This window comes from Bacteroides gallinarum DSM 18171 = JCM 13658 (assembly GCF_000374365.1).
In the GTDB taxonomy this organism is placed as follows: Bacteria; Bacteroidota; Bacteroidia; order Bacteroidales; family Bacteroidaceae; genus Bacteroides; species Bacteroides gallinarum.
Genome location: NZ_KB894117.1, coordinates 148,226 through 166,666, shown reverse-complemented (window position 1 = coordinate 166,666; position 18,441 = coordinate 148,226). Strand labels below are relative to the sequence as shown.

The following is an 18,441-nucleotide window of genomic DNA, read 5'->3' as shown; positions in this document are numbered from 1 at the left end:
TAATTTAAATATGATTGTTTTTCTTTTCTACGAGTATTACCCCGTCCGTAATACGATTGACTACAATAGGTGTTTTTTCGTTCAGGAAACCGTCTGTGGATTTCACCTCTACGATATCCCCGTTTATCTCGGCATACCCGATGAGGGCGAGGCGGGTAGTGGTAATGCCGGTATCGCCAATCTTTACTTTTTCTTCGGCACTGCGGTCTACTTTTGAGGTGATGTTTTTCTTTAATGCTATCTTGTCTAAGGTTTTAGAACGCATGAACCATATAAGCGAGCCTATGCAGGTTATGGCAGATACGGTGAGTGTAATAAAACCGGCTGCCGTCCCTAAATTGGCAAAAGCATAATAATTGGCATAAATGATACAGCCGCCTGCCAGGAAACCGGCAATACTGATACCCGGTATTATGAATAATTCTACGAGGAACAGTATAACTGCTGCAACGACCAATATTGCGATGATGAAGATGTCCATAGAGTTCTATTTAATGGTTTGCTTTTCTAATTTGCGCACTTGAATAGCTGCCCGGTTTATCTCGGCAACCAACTGTTCTACCCGTTTTTCTAAATCGAGTATGGCCGGAGCCATATCGTTCTTTTCGCTTTGGTTGGCACGTGAATATCGGGTACGCAGATTTTCCAATTTACTCTGCTGCTGGTTATAACTATCTTTTAGTTGAAGATATTTCTTGAATTGTGCTTTTGCCTGCGGAGAACGAAAATCGGCAGCCTTATAATAAATGTGACCGTCATCGATTACAAACTCGAATTCATGGCGCTTCTTTGCCTCCGGTTTTTCCTGCATTACTTCTTGCAGACGCCTCCGGGCATCGGCTACCAGGCTTGCGTCTGTCCAGGTATCCTTTATGGAATGAAGCCGGGCAAGTTTTATCAGCTTATCTTTATCCATACTTTCGTAGCTGTACACCTGTTTGGATACATTGGGAATGAACACGTATATGCAGACCTTTCCTTCCGGTTGGTAGCGGTCGGATGCAAACCAGCCCAGGTTGTTGAATTCGTCGATAACATACATATAATCGTTGTAAGGGGAGTTGAAAGGCATTCCCACATTTTCCGGAGTCAGATAAGTATCGGCATTCATGTTATAACGCGTTACGAAGATATCGTAGCCGTCCATCGATGCAGGACCGTCTGCAGCATAGTAAATGGTGATGCCGTCTGCCAATACATACGGATAGTTGGCATTCATGGATTCGTTGATGATACCGGGGAGCATATTGCCTTTGCCCCATTCGTCCAGCATCTTGTTGCGCGACAGAATGTTGAGCGTACTGTCCTTTTGCAATTCACTGTAATAAATCTTGTTTCCTAATTCTGTTTCGTACACAGTGCCGCCTTTACCGCCGGTATTTCCGAAATAGGCATCGTACATAAACAGTTTGCCCGATTCGGGGCTGAGTTTATATGCTTCCAGAAAATCTTTCTTGTCTACGACGAAACTGTCGATGAAGCAAACCTGTTCCACCCCTTTCAGCATACGGAGATTGGCTTTACTCTTCTCTAACAGTTTCTCCGCTTTGGTCGTGGAGCGTTTCCTTTTCGCCAGTTCGGTAATATACTCTTCGTAGGTGTTGACGGCATCCTCAAACCGGTAAGTGGCATCATAAGCCTGTGCCAAGTAAAGTTGTCCGCTGGTAGCCCGGCGTTTTACGGCTGTTTCCAAGTACTTTATAGCTGTTTCCGCTTCTCCGGTTTTCAAGCAACATACACCGTACCACAAATTGTAGTTTCCGTTATTGGGCTGTGATTTTACGAATTTTTTGAAGGCAGGTTTTGCCTGTTCATACCGGCCTTTTTCATACAATGCCTTTGCCTGTGCAAGAGTTTGCGCTGAAACATGTATTCCCAGTAAGCCAAACAACAAAAGCAGTATATATTGTTTCTTCATGCTAAAAATCTTTTAATGAGTTCAAAAATACAAATTTATCGGGAATAAAGTTGATTTCCGTGATTCTATTATGTTAATTCTTCTTTAAATGATTCTTTTCAGTTACTTTTGCAGCCGATTTTCAACAGATTCTTATGACACGGTTTACAGAGGAAGAGAAGACATTGCGGCGTATTGAGAAACGGTTCGGCAAAGGAGTAGTGGAGTATGGGCTTATAGAAGAAGGCGACAGGATTCTTGTGGGGCTTTCCGGCGGAAAAGATTCCCTGGCGCTGGTTGAACTGCTGGCTCGCCGTGCCCGGATTTTTAAGCCGAAGTTTTCTGTAGTCGCCGTCCATGTAGTGATGAAAAATATTCCTTATCAGAGCGATGCAGGCTATCTTAGGAACTATGCAGAGTCGTGGGGAGTACCTTTTGTACTATATGAGACGGAGTTCGACGCAAGTACGGATACCCGTAAATCACCGTGTTTTTTATGCTCCTGGAACCGGCGCAAGGCTCTGTTTACAGTAGCTAAAGAGCAGGGATGCAATAAGATAGCATTAGGGCATCATATGGATGATATTCTGGAAACTTTGCTGATGAACATCACTTATCAGGGAGCGTTCAGCTCGATGCCGCCACGGTTAGTGATGAAAAAGTTCGATATGACGATTATCCGTCCGATGTGTCTTGTACACGAAGCAGACCTGATAGAATTGGCAGAGATAAGGGCATACCGGAAACAAATGAAGAATTGCCCTTACGAGTCGCAATCCAGTCGGAGTACGATGAAGGATATTTTGCATCGGCTGGAAGAAATGAACCCCGAGGCACGGTATAGCCTATGGGGGAGCATGAGTAATGTACAGGAAGATTTGTTGCCGAAAAAAATGAAATAAAACTATTGATTATTAATATCCAATTGCTATATGAAAGCTTTTTATACCGTTTTGCTGTTGGTCGTTTCCAATGTATTTATGACATTCGCCTGGTACGGACATCTGAAGTTGCAGGAAATGAAAGTAATATCCAGTTGGCCACTTTATGCGGTTATCCTGTTTTCCTGGATGATAGCTCTCGCAGAATACTCTTTCCAGATTCCGGCAAATCGCATAGGCTTTATCGGTAATGGCGGTCCCTTTTCGCTGATGCAGTTGAAAGTAATCCAGGAAGTAGTGACACTTATTATTTTTACGATATTCACCACTGTACTCTTTAAAGGCGAGTCCCTGCACTGGAATCATTTTGCCGCATTCATCTGCCTGGTACTGGCGGTGTATTTCGTTTTTTATAAATAAGTCGGGAAGAAAGCGATTAGCTTCCTTATGATACCCCCTTCCGGAATGAAGCCAAGCGTATCTCCACCTGTCATTTCCCCGTCATGTACTTCTCCATACCTTTTGTCTGGAACATCTGGAACTCACCCTTTTCATCGCTGTATATAAAACATGCATCGAGGTCGGGATGCGCATCGGCAAAACGCTCGGCTTCTTCCAGCCCCATAACCATGAAAGCGGTGGCATAGGCATCGGCACTCATACAGTCGCGGGCAATTACGGTAGCCGACAGGATGTTGTGCTGTACCGGGTATCCTGTACGCGGGTCTATGGTGTGGGCATATTTTTTACCGTCCTTGTAATAATAGTTACGATAATTGCCCGAAGTGGCTATACCTACATCGGTAACATGCAATACGGTTTGCAGTTCCTGGTTCATGGCAAGCGAATCGTCTACCGGCTTGTTGATGCCGATACGCCATAAACTGTTCTTCGGGTTTTCTCCACGTACTACTACCTCTCCGCCTATGTCTACCATGAAATTGCCGATACCCTTCTTCTCCAGCAGTTGTGCGATAACATCCACCGCATACCCTTTGGCTACGGCGCTGCACGAAAGCATGATACGCGGGTCTTGCTTTACTACTTTCCCTTCGTTCGATAAGGTAACTTTCGAATAACCTGTAATATCTAATAAGCTGTCTATCATGGCAGAGTCCGGAAATGCCCCTTTCTTGAAGCCGAACCCCCAGGCATTGGCTAATGGAGCTACTGTGATGTCGAAAGCACCTTCGGTTTCCCGGGATATTTCCATGCTGCGGCGGAATACATTGAGGAAGAAAGTATCGGGAACAATGTTTTCGTTCCGGTTGATACGCGTAATGGTAGCCGTGTCGTTGAATGGAGACAATGAACCGTCGAACCGCTTGAGTTCTGCTTCTATTTCGGCTTTTAAATCGCCGTCGTACTGATAAGTTATATTGTAGACAGTTCCGAAAATCAGTCCGCTGACGGTCTGGTAAGGAACTGTGCGATTGTGTCGTGCGAGTATCCCGATAGTGCCTAATACAAGCAAAGCAACCCATAAAAAATTCCGTTGTGCTTTCTTCTCCATAATATCTACTGCTAAATTAATGAATCAAACCGTTAATCTTTTTTCTTCTCCGGTATCCGGCTTTCATCCTCACAGCTTTCTTGCAAATTTTCGGTTTAACTGAAAAATAAATGCTCTGTCAATATCTTCGTACCGATGACAATAAGGATGATGCCGCCCCAAAGTTCTGCACGCAGCTTGCGGGCAATGCCGCAACCGAACCGGATGCCGAACGTCAGTCCTACGAATGACAAAACGAATGACACCAGCCCTATGATACAGATAGGAGGCAGGACGGCCGAAAAGCCGCGGACACCCAGGAACGCGAACGAAATACCTACTGCCAGAGCATCGATGCTGGTAGCCACTGCCAACGCCAAGACTACTTTCAGGCTGGTGGGGTCGAACTCATGCCTGCAATCTTCATCTTTGAAAGATTCCAAGACCATACGCCCACCCAGGAAAGCCAGAATGGCAAAAGCTATCCAATGGTCTATACTTTCGATGAGGTGGCTGAAAAAGCTGGCGCCTATCCAGCCGAGCAGCGGCATGAGTGCCTGAAAGAAGCCGAAAGCCGCTGCCATAACCAACATAGGGCGTAGCCGGACACGCTTCAATATGATACCGCTCGCTATGGATACGGCGAAACAATCCATTGCAAGTCCTATCGCAAGCAGCCAGATTTCCAATCCTGTCATTGCCTTAGAATGGTAGTTTATAGGTTATCGTATAAGTAACGCCTGTCGTATTCCCGTTATATTTGCCGTAGCCCGGTACATACCACGGGTCTCCATGCTCGGCAACGGAAGATTTCAGGCGGAATTTAAAGCGTAGCGCCCAGCCCATGTACAGGCTTTTCCATACATGCGCCCGTATGCCGACGCAGAATTCAGCCCATTGCATCGAACCTTTCATCCCTTTATAATCGAAAGGCAGGCTGTTCCCCCAGATTCCGTCTACTAAATTCGGATTACCCAAGCTACCGCCATACTCAGGGTCATTGACGGCAAGCGATTCCACGTCGTATTTGAAACTGGTAGCTGCATAGCGCAGGCCAACGAGTATCATATGTCCGTGTTTCTTATTGTAGAGCGCGTTATAATCCATGCCGATGCGGAAATAAGGCGCACCGGTCTTGTAATGTATACCCTTATCGCTCCAGGTATCCGTAGTACCGTATCCTAACTCTACGATTGGGAAGAAACGGTTTTTAAGGTTCACATCCACAGCCACTTCACTGCTGAAAAAATCGCTTCCGAGCAGTTTGCTGCCGGGCCCCCACAAATCTACACTTACAGAAACACCATTGTACAGCGGATAGTACACCTCCTCCTTGGCATCATCTTTCTCCGTTTTGGGCGGAGTGTTTGCCGGAGGAGCCGAGGTGCTGTTATCTTGTGCTTGTAGCGGAAGGAACAGCAGCAAGCAGAATGCCAGGCTAATAGAATAGTTTAAGATTCTCTGTTCCATAAATTCCGGCTTCTTTATTTGCAATGCGAATAGAATCGAGGCTGTGGCGACTGTAACGGACATCCGTAATGGCTTGCTTCATCTGATAACCGCAGTCCATAGACAGGAAATAGGGCGTATTGGTTTGGCGTACAACAATCGTATCTGTCAATGTCTTGCTGTAATGGAATACCAGTACGGTGGAGTCCGCGGTATATCTCAGCGGCAGCGAGAGGTCATGCACCTTTTTCTGGTTGTTGATGATGACAGAATCCGTGCCGAAGGCCGTAACCGTCAGCGAATCCAGTGTATCGTTGGATACCGTCTGTGTCTCGGGATTCAATGTGTAAAGGTAACATTGCATCATGGCACGTGTAGCCATAGAGCAGTCCGCCTCTTCCGAGCAGGATATTACTATACTGAAAACAGGGAAAAGAATAACCCCGAATATGATAAATCTGATTAAAGCTTTCATGGTTAAATCATTTTCTCGATTTGATACTTGTTACGTTCCGGTGCATTGCGGGATATCAGCTCGCCGAGGAAGCCTGCCACGAACAACTGCGTTCCGATAATCATAGATGTCAGAGACAGGTAGAAGTAAGGAGAATCCGTTACGAGACGGTACGGCATACCGTGGTTCATGTAATACAGCTTGCTGGCACCCACAATGATTACGGCAACGAAACCAATGAAGAACATCAGCGACCCCAATATACCGAAAAAGTGCATGGGCTTGATGCCGAAAGTGGAAAGAAACCAGAGGGATATTAAATCCAGGTATCCGTTGAAGAAACGGTTCCAGCCGCCGAACTTTGTTTTGCCGAATTTCCGCGCCTGGTGATGCACCACTTTCTCGCCGATTTTCTTGAAACCGGCATTCTTTGCAAGATAAGGAATATAACGGTGCATTTCGCCGTACACCTCAATATTTTTGATAACCTCCTTGCGGTAGGCTTTCAGCCCGCAGTTAAAGTCGTGCAGATTCTTTATGCCGGAAACTTTGCGTGCCGTAGCGTTGAACAGTTTCGTAGGAATGGTTTTCGACAGCGGGTCATATCTTTTCTGCTTCCAGCCGGACACCAGGTCGTAGCCGTCTTCCGTAATCATGCGGTACAGCTCCGGTATCTCGTCCGGGCTATCCTGCAAATCGGCATCCATTGTAATCACGACATCTCCCTGCGCCTGCTCGAAACCGCAATACAACGCCGGCGATTTGCCGTAATTACGGCGGAACTTTATCCCCCGTACTACGTCCGATTTCGCTTGCAACTGCTCTATTATTTGCCAGGAACGGTCGGTGCTTCCGTCATTGACGAATATCACCTCATAAGAAAAGCCGTGGGCTTTCATCACCCGCTCAATCCATGCGAACAATTCCGGAAGAGACTCCTCTTCATTATATAAAGGAACGACGACTGAAATATCCATTTGTTTATTTACGATTTTACTAATTACACTATACCTGATAATCCAGAATTAAAAACCGGCACTTCCCGTCATTCTTTTTTGCGTCTCATAACGAATAAAGCGGTGGGAAGGGCGAGCAACGAGCCGCAGAACACATTCCATGATACCAACTGCATGGTAATATCTATCGGTGTGAGCGATTTTACAGTATCCAGCGTTTGTTGAAATAAGTCCGTATAGGCTTCTATGTCCGGTACGCCGCTTTGCCTCAGGATATCTATTTGCGATTCGTAGGCATTGATGATGAAACCGTGGTCTATGAAACGGAAATAAATAAAATGAGCCACAGCCGTCAGCAGTGCGGCGAACATGTACATGAATACGGTGAATATCCAGGCATGCAGAAAGCCGATGCCTCCGCCGCATACCGTGTTACGGTACATCCGTACATAGTAATACCCCATGAAGGGTACGCATAATGTAAGTCCTACGAAAAGAAAAGATAAAAACGGTATTGTCAGCCCCAGCGGAAAGAGAATGAACTTTAAAATCCAATACCCCCCCAAATAAGTGCCGAACAACATTGCATATTGCATGTAACCTTTATTTGCTGCCATTTTCTTAGAAATATGGCGCAAAGTTATAAATAATATTGGTTGTAGCCTTTGTATTCTTGTTAAAGTTGAAAAAAGTTAGGACGGGGTATTGCGGGATAAAAAAAAATATCTACCTTTGCACCCGCAAACACGGGTAAGTCCTATACGGCCAGCTCCCTTCGAATCCTCCAGGGCTTGATCGCAGCAAAGGTAGTTGGTTGTAGCGGCGCGATATAGTAAGCTTACCCACCCGCCTCTTTAGCTCAGTTGGCCAGAGCACGTGATTTGTAATCTCGGGGTCGTTGGTTCGAATCCGACAAGAGGCTCGAAAATGAGACATGTCAGAAATGATATGTCTCATTTTTGTTTTTCTCCCCGTTGCGCTTCCGGGGGAGGAAAAAAAGAATACCTTTGCGGTAAACTATAAGATACTATGAAACAGATGAGATTCCTGATGCTGCATAAGCTGCTCATGCTATTGTTCACTCTCTCTTCTTCACTATATACATTTGCCGGCTGGAACAGTTTTATTGTCAACTTTGACAAGAACCTATATGGTAAGGGCGCGCAGACATGGCAGATAGCCCCTTATGATGACAAGTGGGTATATTTTGCCAACAAGAACGGCATGCTGCAGTTCGACGGCAATGTATGGAGCGTCTTTCCGATAAATAACGGCTCGGATGTACGGTCGGTACTGGTATCTGCCACTCAGAAAAAAATATATGCCGGCGGGATTAATGAATTCGGCTATTATGAGCCGGGTACGGACGGCTCTTTGGTTTATCATTGCATGTCCGATACCCTGGACGCTTCCTGCCGTTCTTTGGGGAATGTATGGGGAATTCATGAAACAGACAATATACTGTACTTCCAGGGCGATGACCGTGTCGTTAAATACTTGAACGGACGATACACCGCCATTGGGATGAATGCCAAAATAGACTGTTCGAATATGGTGAACGGTATCCTCTATATCGGTACAGACCATGGTGTATGGTTCTTGGTCGGAAATACTTTCTTCCCCTTGCAGGGAGCGGATATATTAGCCTCTAAAAGAATTCGCGGTATCATCTCCTACAAAAACGGCATACTGGTGGCAACGGCATACAATGGCTTGTATTATTGCGACGGAAAAACCGTGCAGCCCTTGGTGACCGGTGCGGAAGATTTCATGTACGACAATGAGATATTCTGCGTTGCCGGCAAAGAGAACAAGATTGTTTTAGGTACTATTCATAAAGGAGTAGTGCTGATAGACTGTACAACGATGCAGCTTAAATACTTTAATGAGAACAACGGCCTGCGCAATAATACGGTGCTTTCCGTCTCCTTTGATGTTACGGGCAATCTATGGGCAGGCTTGGATAGCGGAATCGATTATGTCTGCCTGAATTCCACCTTTACCAATTTATATTCGTACCCGTATTCGTATGGTACGGGATATACCGCCGCCGTAGAAAACGGAACCCTGTATTTAGGGACCAACCGCGGACTTTACTACACCGCCTATCCCGTAAAGCTGAACGGGAATTTGCCCGATATCCGTCCTGTCCCTCAGTCCAGCGGACAGGTATGGAATTTGTGCAGGGTGGGCAGCGAGCTGTTCTGTCTGCACGACCGCGGCCTTTTCCTTATCCGGGGTACGGTCATGGAGCGGATAACGGATATAACCGGAGCCTGGTGCTGCCAGCCTGTAATGGGATGCTCCGACAAGATGTATGTGGGAGTGTACAACGGCATCTATCTGGTTGCCAAAAAAGGCGGCGAGTGGCAGACCGTCTGCAAGATAGAAGGAGTAGGGGATTCTTGCCGCCTTTTCGAGCAGGAAACCGGCAAGATTTTATGGGTCTATAATACCGACCATGTCACCCGGATAGAGTTGAACGACGATTTATCCGGAGTTATCCGTCAAAAAGAGTATGGAATAGCTGACGGCTTACCCTCCAATCATGACATATACCTTTCGAAGATAGAAGGACGCATCTACTTTGCCACATCCCATGGTATTTATAAATATAACCCTTATAAAGACATTATGGAAGTTTGTCCGGAGATGAATAACCTGCTGAACGGTACGTCAGGGTATCTACGCCTGTCAGAATATCATAACCGCCTTATCAGCCTCAGTCCGCACGAGATTTGCATCGCCAACCTGGGAGCTTACAAAAGGGGAGCAAATACGAGCATCAATCCTATTCAGCGCTCTTTGATAGAACTGGTTCCTGCTTTTGAGGCGATTATACCTTTGTCGGATTCCCTGATGATTATTCCCAATGAAAGCGGTTTTGCCTTGTTCGGCATTCCTGCTGTAAGGGAACAGCAGAACTATGTTCCTTCCTTATATATAAGGAATATGCATTTGTCTTATCCTAAAGACTCGTTGGTATATACCGGCAACTTTCTGGGCGATAAACCCCAGCCTGTCATATCCTACTCATTGAATTCCGTACGTTTCGATTACGGGCTTTCTTACTTTGCCATGGGAGACGATATCCGTTTTCAATACCGTTTGAATAAAGGCGCCTGGTCGGACTTTACCGCTGTGCGTACCAAAGAGTACAGCAATTTGTCCGAAGGCAACTACACATTCGAGGCCAAAGTAACTTTTCCTAACGGTACGACCTCCTCGGATGAAATATCCTTCCGTATTCTGCCGCCGTGGTATCGCAGTATTCCGGCATACATCTGCTACATTGTCCTGGCACTGTTGGCGTTGTGGTATCTGTATCGTTGGGATGATATTCGCGTGAAGCGTAAAGAGCGGCAGGCAGTGGTACAAAAAGACAAAGAATTGCATGAAATGGAAAAAGAGTATGAAGAAGAAAAAGCACGTCGGGAAAATCAAATCATGCAATTGGAGAAAGAAAAGCTGGAGTACGACTTACAGCATAAAAGCCAGGAAATGGCCAACCTGATGATAAATTTTGTCCGTAAGAACGAGATGCTGACCGAGATAAAATCCGAGATAGCCAAAGTAACCGCTATGCTGAAAGGCGAAAACTCACGCGAGGGCAGACAGCAATTATTGCTCATTAACAACAAAATAGACTCCAATATCCAGAGCGATGAAGTCTTGAAGCGTATAGAAGACCAATTCGACCTGATACACAACAACTTCATGAAACGTTTGCATGCCAGGCATCCCGACCTTTCCAATAACGAACGCATGATGTGCGCGTATCTGAAGATGAACCTTTCCACCAAGGAGATAGCTCCCTTGCTCAATATATCCGTCCGTGGCGTGGAGACGATACGCTACCGCCTGCGCAAGAAATTCGTACTGGAACGGGAAGACAGTTTGCTCGATTATTTGAATGATGTATTCTAATCCGGCCTGGTACATCTCTTTTCTGTTCCGGTTCCGTATGAAGGGCGGGAGATACGGCTTTTATCGGCAGCCGGTATTCGGCAGGTTAAACTTCCCTTTTTACTATTAACGTATCGTCCGGGCTTCCCGGTTTATTTGTGAAACGTATATAAAAGGCATGATTTGTGCCTTATAATCCATTCTGATGTATTTGATAGCTGTAATATACTTGTCTGTATTACAGTATGTTATTCCTGGTTGACGTATTGCTGGCGTATTATTTTATTGCGCTTGATGTATTAAAGAATTATGCCTTTAACTTACTCCCTTTTCTTTTTACTCTATGTTTGCACCGTTCTGATGGGAACAGTATTGAGAATTGTTAATCTTAATTTAGTAAAACTTATGAAAAAAGTTGTTATTAGTCTTATTTCTGTTGAGCTTTACCTTAGCTTCTGTGTATGCGCAAAATATACAGGTAAAAGGTACGGTGGTGAGCGGTTCGGACAACGAACCCTTACCTGGAGTAAATGTGGTAGTGAAAGGCAATGCCTCCCTCGGCACAATCACCGATATAGACGGCGATTTTACCTTATCGGTTCCTGCCAACTCCACCCTCTTCATTTCCTATATAGGCTTCAAGCCGCAGGATATTGTGGTGAAGGGGCAGAAGATAATGAAAATTGTCCTCGAGGAAGATACCGAATCCCTGGATGAGGTAATCGTTGTAGGCTACGGTGTTCAAAAGAAAGCCAACCTGACCGGAGCGGTGGCGTCCATAAAAAGCGACGAACTGCTGAAATCGAAGTCGGCGAACTCCACCAATGCCCTGGTAGGACAGATGCCGGGACTGATTTCGAAACAGGCTACGGGCGAACCCGGAGCCGACGATGCGAAGCTGTATATCCGCGGTATCGCCACTTTTAAAGGCGAAACAAGCCCGGCCTTCATCATCGACGGCATAGAGCGTACGTCCGCCGACTTTGCCCGTATGGACCCTAACGACATCGAATCTATCAACGTATTGAAAGATGCCGCTTCCGCCGCTATCTTCGGTATGCGCGGTGCTAATGGCGTAATCGTTATCACTACGAAGCGGGGAACGCAGGCGAAAACGAGCATCAAGTATTCGGGAAACGTATCTATACAGTCGCCTACCAAACTACCCGAGTTTGCCGGTTCGTACGATTATGCCCGTTTGTACAACCAGTATATGGGAAAAGAAATCTACACCTCGGCCGAGGTTGCCAAGTTCAAGGACGGAACAGACCCCGAGAACTATCCTAATACCGACTGGTATAAGGAAATGCTTTCCCAACGCGCTATCCAGCACCAGCACAACCTCTCGGTATCGGGCGGTACGGACAAGGTACGCTATTATATCAGTGCCGGCTTCCTGAGCCAAGGCGGGCTTTGGGAAGATTTGGACTACAAACGCTATAACCTGCGTAGCAACATCGATGCCGATATTACGAAAACCACCCGTTTGGGCGTGGACATCTCCGGCAGGGTCGAAAAAACATTGAACGTAGGAGCCAGCCAGGGTATTTTCCAGCAGCTTGTCCGTAACACTCCGGTATTGCTGTGCCGCTATCAGGACGGAACGTTTGCCGTACCCGATGCCACGCACCCTAATATCGTAGCCTCCAACCAACCGGGAGGGAGTTACAGCAAAGGCAATACATTCGTGGTGGATGCCCGTGCGGAACTGGACCAGAAACTGGACTTCATCACCTCCGGCCTGTCCGTAAAAGGTACGATGTCTTTCAGCAAGAACATATATAAGCAAAAAGACTGGAATGTCTCTCCTTACGTCTATTCGAAAGATGCAGAGGGCGAGTATGTGCTGAAACCGCGCTCGAGCGCAAGTTTGGGCTTGACTCAGAACAGCGACGAATACCAGGAGTATCAGTTGCAGCTCAATTATAACCGCTCCTTCGGCAATCACAATATCACGGCAATGGCAATGGCTTTGGCGCGGAAAGGCTACCTCGACCGGTCGGACATGAGAAGAATTTCCTATGACTCGGAAATTCTGGACCAGATGAATGCCGGAAACACCGCCAACCAGACATTGAGCGCCTACGACAGCAAGACAGCCCGTGCCAGCTACATGGGGCGTATCAACTACAACTATGCACAGAAGTACCTGGTAGAGTTCAATGTACGCCGTGACGGTTCCGAGAATTTCGCTCCCTCCATGAGGTGGGGTACATTCATGTCGGCCTCTTTGGGCTGGGTACTTTCGGAAGAAAAGTTCTTCGAAAACCTGAAACACACCGTCAACTTCCTTAAAGTAAGAGCTTCATACGGAACATTGGGCAATGACAATACGGGCGGTGTATCCTTCCCGTTCTACAGCCGTTTCGATTTATACGAGGGAAAAGCGGCAAGCAACGGATTCATCAACAATTTGGGCGACTATGTTTTCGGCGAACTGATGACCAAGGGCATGGTTCCCGGCGCCATTGCCAATGCGCTGGCCACCTGGGAAAAGTCCACTAAAACCAATATTGCGGTAGATGCGACCCTCTTCGACCGCCTGAACATGACCGTTGATTTCTTCATGGAGAAAAGAACCGACATCTTGGCACAGCGCGGCGACGAAATTCCTTCCTCTTTCGGAGGCATATTGCCGCTCGAGAATATCGGTGAAGTAAAAAACAAAGGAGTCGATTTGTCTCTTAACTATCACCAGAGAATACACCAGGTAGATTTCTCATTGGGAGGCAATTTTACATTTGCAAGAAATGAAATCGTAGAAATGGCTGAGGCCGCCGGCACATCCGAGTACATGCGCAAAACAGGCAGACCTATCGACGGCTATTACGGATACAAGACAGACGGCATCTTCAAGTCGCAAGCGGAAATCGACGCATATGCAAAGCAGGAAGTAGCGGGCGTAGGTTACGAAACCAAGCCCGGCGACATCAAATACGTGGATGTGGACGGTAACCATGTGGTCGATTCCAATGATATGACCTACCTGGGCAACGGCAATATTCCCGAAATCATCTATGGCATAAACGGCTCTTTGAACTGGAAAAACTTCGATTTCAGCTTCCTGTTCCAGGGAGCGGCACGGGCGCAAGTCTATCTGAAAGGCGGCATCATCCAACCGTTCTTCAATCAGGGCAACCTTCCCCAGCTATGGGTCAGCGAAAGCTGGACGGAGCAGAACATCAACGCCAGGTATCCGCGTCTGGCAGAGTCTACCCACAACTTCCCCACAACAGACATCAGCGCCGTACAGATCTATCTTTACGATGCCTCCTACCTGCGTTTGAAGAATATCGAGATAGGATATACATTCCCCTCGAAATGGTTGAAGCAGGCATCCATAACCGGGTTGCGCGTTTACGCGAATGCACAGAACCTGTTCACAATCTCCAGCGTGCCCCAGATAGACCCTGAAAATACCCAGCAGGAAGGTTGGACTTACCCGCAAATGAAAGCATTCAATGTAGGCCTTACCCTTCAATTTTAATTTTAAAGAACGATACGATTATGAAAAAGTATAGAAATTTAGTATTGACATTGCTGGTGGCCATGACATCAGGATGCTCTGATATGTTGGACATTAACCCCACCACGTTTATTTCCGACGAAGCCCTTTGGGAAGACAGCAAGCTGATAAACCAGTTTGTAGCCAACACGTACGGCACGATGCTGTGCGGATTCAACAGATGTACGGCGGGTTATGAACAGGACTGGTCTATGTCGTGGGCGGGAAACCTGGATGCAGGTACGGACGATTTTGCCAGCGTAGCCGATTCGCCTATCTACACACAGCTCAATAAGGACGCCATTACGGCGCAAAGCTGTCCTTTTGTAGAGGAAATCTGGAAGCAGGAGTATAAAGTCATCCGCAAGTGCAATATCATCATAGAACGCATACCGACGGTTGCCGAGAACGTATTGTCCGCTGCCGGGAAAGCGAAACTCGATGCGGAAGCACGCTTCCTGAGAGCCTTCTGCCATTTCGAGCTGGCGCGTACGTTCGGCAAAGCCCCTTTGCTGACCCGGGCACAGCAGTTGGAAGACGAGCTGAAGGTAGCCCCGTCCTCCTTCGAAGATATCGTAACCTTCATAAAAGAAGAGTGCGACCTGTATGCAAAGAACCTGCCCGCAACAACCTCCGGAGACGAGGTAGGGCATGCCACCAAAGGAGCTTTCCTGGCGCTTAAATCCCGTGCGTTGCTGTACCTGGCAAGCCCTTTGAACAGCGAGGACAATGCCCAGAAGTGGGCGGAAGCCGCAGCCGCTGCGCAGGATGTAATGGACTTGCATGTGTACGAGCTTTATAAAGCGGGAACTACTCCTTACCGCGATATGGAATTCGACAAGACGGAAGCCAACAAAGAGATAATCTTCGAACGCCGCTTCGCTTTACCCGAAGCACCCCATAACATCCATATGATGTGGAGCCTGGATTCGGAAGATGCCGGCTCATGGAACGGACTGTATCCTACGCAGAACCTGGTGGACGCTTATGAAACCACCGACGGAAAAATGATTGGCGATGCCGGCAATACATTGTATAATGCCCAAGACCCCTACCAGAGCAGAGACGCCCGTTTCTATCAAAGCATCATCTACAACGGTTCCACCTGGGAAACCCATACGATGTCCATGGTAGACAATACGGTAGACGACTCCAAGGACGGATTGTGCAAACCGAAAATCGGCAAGGCGCGCTGCGGATACGGGCCGAAGAAGTTCATGGAAGAGCTCGACCCGTCCACCAACCTGTACGGCGGCTATGCGCAAAGCAACAACTGGCCTTATTTCCGCTATGCAGAAATCTTGCTGAACTATGCGGAAGCCAAGAATGAATCCATGGCGGCTCCCGACGAAAGCGTGTATAAAGCAATCGACGAAGTACGCAGCCGTTCCGGCCAACCCGGGCTTCCGGCCGGCATGTCCAAGACAGCGATGCGCGAGAGAATTAAGAACGAGCGCCGTATCGAGCTTTTGCTGGAAGAACACCGTTTCTATGATTTGCGCCGCTGGAAAGACGGGGCTGTCCTGGCAGAGCCTATTATGGGGATGAACATCTACGATAACAATGTAACCTTGAAGTACGAAGTATCCAAAGTCGAAGACCGCGTATTCACGGGCGAGCATTACTACCTGCCCATTCCCCTCTCGGAACAGCAGAAGAATCCCCTGTTAGCCGACTGATAACCATGAATGCCAAACAGTTGGTTTTGCCACTCCTGTCGGCTCTTCTCATCGGCTCTTGCACGGAGCATGCCGGTTCGGTAAAAAGTACCGGCAGTGCCTTCGTGCCCGGGGGATACGAGCTGGTTTGGAATGATGAATTCGAGTCGGCATCCCCTTCGTTGCCCTGTATTTCGGACTGGAAGTACGAAACCGGTGGCGGAGGCTGGGGAAATGGAGAACTCCAATATTATGTACCGGCAGTGTCCGGAACGGATACGACGGCCTTTTTGAAAGACGGCCTGTTGAATATAGCCGTCCGGATACCTCAGGAGGCGGTGGAAGGCCATACATACTTGTCGGCGCGCATGAATACCGTTCGGGGTTGGAAGTACGGCTATTTCGAAGCCCGTATGAAACTCCCCGAAGGGCGGGGCACATGGCCGGCTTTCTGGATGCTTCCGGACAATTCCGGGGAATGGCCTTCGTGCGGCGAGATAGACATTATGGAACATGCCGGCAGTCATCCCGACTCTATCCATATATCTGTCCATACCGGGAAGTACAACCACATTGCCGGAACGCAGAAAACCGCAATCAACCTTATCGGGAATGTACAGGACGATTTTCATATATACGGGTTGGAGTGGACCGAAACGGACATCAAAGGATACATCGACGGCACTTTACACTTCCGGTTCCGGAACGACGAAAAGCGCGATAAGGAAACCTGGCCTTTCGACGCCCCTTTCCATATCATACTCAACCAAGCTGTAGGCGGTATGTTCGGAGGGAAAAAAGGAGTGGACGATACCTGCTATCCGGCTATGTTCCAGATAGATTACGTACGTGTTTATCAAAAAAAATAACAATAGCAAGGACATTCCGGAACAGATTGCGAAATTCCGGAATGTCCTTAAAAATAAACGGTAATGAGAAAACTTTTAATACTGAACTGCTTCCTTTATATGCTGTGCTGCGGCTGTTCTTCCTCCGGAATAGAGATAAGGCAAGACAACGGCGGCTTCAAGCTTTACATCGACGGCAGGGAAACTTACATAAAGGGAGTAGGCGGAACCTACCGGCTGGATGTAGCCTGTCGTAATGGCGCCAATGCCTTCAGGACTTGGGGAGGAGACATCGGAACAATAAAGAAAGACCTGGCGCAAGCTGCCGGCAACGGCATGTACGTAATGCAAGGCATCGCCCTGACGAAAGATTCCGCACGATATTACGACGAGGCTTATAAGGACAAGCTGCGCGAAGAAGTCCGGACATTGGCGGAAACATTCCGGAACGACACGAACCTGCTTGCCTGGGGCATCGGGAATGAGATTGAATTGGGCAATGCCGGTATCGGAGTGGCATGGAAGTTCGTAGAGGAGCTGGCACAACTGATAAAGTCGATAGACAAGCGCCATTTGGTAGCGACCGTAATATCTTACAACCCGCCCGCCTTGGATTCCATTGCCAAGTATGCACCGTCGCTGGACTATGTAGGCATCAATGTGTACGGACCGATGCAGGATGTACGGAAGGCGGTAGATGCCTCCGCCTATAAAGGCGCTTTCATGGTTACGGAATGGGGGCCTGCCGGGTGGTGGGAAACCGCTGTCACGGACTGGGGAGCCCCTGTGGAACAGACCGGCGAAGAAAAAAGGAAGATATACGAGGAGCGCTATACGAAATATATCCTTACCAACCGCCGTTGTCTGGGTTCTTTTGTCTTTCTTTGGGGACAGAAAGAAGAACGTACCCCCACCTGGTTCAGCATGTTTGTGGAAGATAACGTGGCGCAACTCCCTTTGAAGGGAGAGAAAACGCCTATGGTAGAAGCGATGCAGAGAGTTTGGGGCGGCAGGGAACTTACCGCGACAGCTCCTGTTGTCCGGCAAATGACGGTCGACGGCAAGCAGGCCGTCGGGAGTGTACGCGTTCGGGCAGGCGTCCCTTTCCGGGTACGGGTGGATGCAGCCGATAAAGAAGGCGATACCCTGACCTATGTATGGGAAATCCTTGAAGAAGCGACGACTGTGGGCACGGGCGGTTCTTTCGAACCACGTCCTGATAGAGCCGGCGAAGTGTCGGTTACGGATACGGAAGCCTATACTGCCGTGCTGGAAACGCCTGGCGAATACCGTGTCTATGTATATGTGCTGGATAATACGGGATTCGTATCTACGGCAAATGTTCCGTTTCAAGTAATTAAGTAAATCGACAGTATCCCATTTCAAATAATTAAA

General features: G+C 47.7%; 15 protein-coding genes and 1 tRNA gene. 8 read left to right on the top strand and 8 right to left on the bottom strand.

Features of this window, described 5'->3' with window-relative positions:
* Positions 1 to 4: 4 nt before the first annotated feature.
* Positions 5 to 481: an NfeD family protein gene (locus tag C233_RS0103675; protein ID WP_018666063.1), complete on the bottom strand. Its 477-nt coding sequence runs from the start codon at positions 479 to 481 to the stop codon at positions 5 to 7.
* A 6-nt stretch (positions 482 to 487) separates the two neighbouring features.
* On the bottom strand, positions 488 to 1,918 hold the full coding sequence (locus tag C233_RS0103670; protein ID WP_018666062.1) for a tetratricopeptide repeat protein: 1,431 nt from the start codon (positions 1,916 to 1,918) through the stop codon (positions 488 to 490).
* A 134-nt stretch (positions 1,919 to 2,052) separates the two neighbouring features.
* Between C233_RS0103670 and C233_RS0103665 the strand changes: the two genes are divergently transcribed.
* Together C233_RS0103665 and C233_RS0103660 are read left to right on the top strand one after the other, a co-directional pair.
* Complete coding sequence (locus C233_RS0103665) at positions 2,053 to 2,799, top strand: tRNA 2-thiocytidine(32) synthetase TtcA (protein ID WP_018666061.1); 747 nt, start codon at positions 2,053 to 2,055, stop codon at positions 2,797 to 2,799.
* A gap of 30 nt (positions 2,800 to 2,829) precedes the next feature.
* Positions 2,830 to 3,198: a DMT family protein gene (locus tag C233_RS0103660; RefSeq protein WP_018666060.1), complete on the top strand. Its 369-nt coding sequence runs from the start codon at positions 2,830 to 2,832 to the stop codon at positions 3,196 to 3,198.
* A gap of 70 nt (positions 3,199 to 3,268) precedes the next feature.
* On the opposite strand, the gene C233_RS0103655 is transcribed toward C233_RS0103660, so the two are convergent.
* The 6 genes from C233_RS0103655 to C233_RS0103630 all read right to left on the bottom strand — a co-directional run bounded on the left by C233_RS0103655 (position 3,269) and on the right by C233_RS0103630 (position 7,746).
* On the bottom strand, positions 3,269 to 4,291 hold the full coding sequence (locus C233_RS0103655; RefSeq protein WP_018666059.1) for an FAD:protein FMN transferase: 1,023 nt from the start codon (positions 4,289 to 4,291) through the stop codon (positions 3,269 to 3,271).
* A gap of 95 nt (positions 4,292 to 4,386) precedes the next feature.
* Entirely contained in the window at positions 4,387 to 4,968 is a 582-nt protein-coding gene (locus tag C233_RS0103650; RefSeq protein WP_018666058.1) for a manganese efflux pump MntP, read from the bottom strand.
* Between the two features lie 4 nt (positions 4,969 to 4,972).
* Complete coding sequence (locus C233_RS0103645; RefSeq protein ID WP_018666057.1) at positions 4,973 to 5,740, bottom strand: DUF6048 family protein; 768 nt, start codon at positions 5,738 to 5,740, stop codon at positions 4,973 to 4,975.
* Positions 5,709 to 6,194, bottom strand: coding sequence for a DUF6452 family protein (locus tag C233_RS0103640; protein WP_018666056.1), 486 nt, complete (start codon positions 6,192 to 6,194; stop codon positions 5,709 to 5,711). The genes C233_RS0103645 and C233_RS0103640 overlap by 32 nt, the downstream gene beginning before the upstream one ends.
* Positions 6,195 to 6,196: 2 nt before the next feature.
* On the bottom strand, positions 6,197 to 7,150 hold the full coding sequence (locus tag C233_RS0103635; protein WP_025068808.1) for a glycosyltransferase family 2 protein: 954 nt from the start codon (positions 7,148 to 7,150) through the stop codon (positions 6,197 to 6,199).
* Between the two features lie 68 nt (positions 7,151 to 7,218).
* Positions 7,219 to 7,746 carry a DUF4199 domain-containing protein gene (locus C233_RS0103630; RefSeq protein ID WP_018666054.1) on the bottom strand — a complete coding sequence of 176 codons (528 nt, stop codon included), beginning with the start codon at positions 7,744 to 7,746 and terminating at the stop codon, positions 7,219 to 7,221.
* Between the two features lie 231 nt (positions 7,747 to 7,977).
* Here C233_RS0103630 and C233_RS0103625 point away from each other — a divergent pair.
* The 6 genes from C233_RS0103625 to C233_RS0103595 all read left to right on the top strand — a co-directional run bounded on the left by C233_RS0103625 (position 7,978) and on the right by C233_RS0103595 (position 18,411).
* Positions 7,978 to 8,051 (top strand) — tRNA-Thr (locus C233_RS0103625).
* Positions 8,052 to 8,179: 128 nt separating this feature from the next.
* Positions 8,180 to 11,056, top strand: a complete 2,877-nt coding sequence (locus C233_RS0103620) for a triple tyrosine motif-containing protein (RefSeq protein WP_051089629.1) — start codon at positions 8,180 to 8,182, stop codon at positions 11,054 to 11,056.
* Positions 11,057 to 11,492: 436 nt separating this feature from the next.
* Entirely contained in the window at positions 11,493 to 14,522 is a 3,030-nt protein-coding gene (locus C233_RS22250; RefSeq protein ID WP_244149051.1) for a SusC/RagA family TonB-linked outer membrane protein, read from the top strand.
* A 20-nt stretch (positions 14,523 to 14,542) separates the two neighbouring features.
* On the top strand, positions 14,543 to 16,219 hold the full coding sequence (locus C233_RS0103605) for a RagB/SusD family nutrient uptake outer membrane protein (RefSeq protein WP_025068807.1): 1,677 nt from the start codon (positions 14,543 to 14,545) through the stop codon (positions 16,217 to 16,219).
* 5 nt (positions 16,220 to 16,224) lie between these two features.
* Positions 16,225 to 17,067: a glycoside hydrolase family 16 protein gene (locus tag C233_RS0103600; RefSeq protein WP_018666049.1), complete on the top strand. Its 843-nt coding sequence runs from the start codon at positions 16,225 to 16,227 to the stop codon at positions 17,065 to 17,067.
* Positions 17,068 to 17,130: 63 nt separating this feature from the next.
* Positions 17,131 to 18,411, top strand: coding sequence for a glycoside hydrolase 5 family protein (locus tag C233_RS0103595; RefSeq protein WP_018666048.1), 1,281 nt, complete (start codon positions 17,131 to 17,133; stop codon positions 18,409 to 18,411).
* Positions 18,412 to 18,441: the final 30 nt, after the last annotated feature.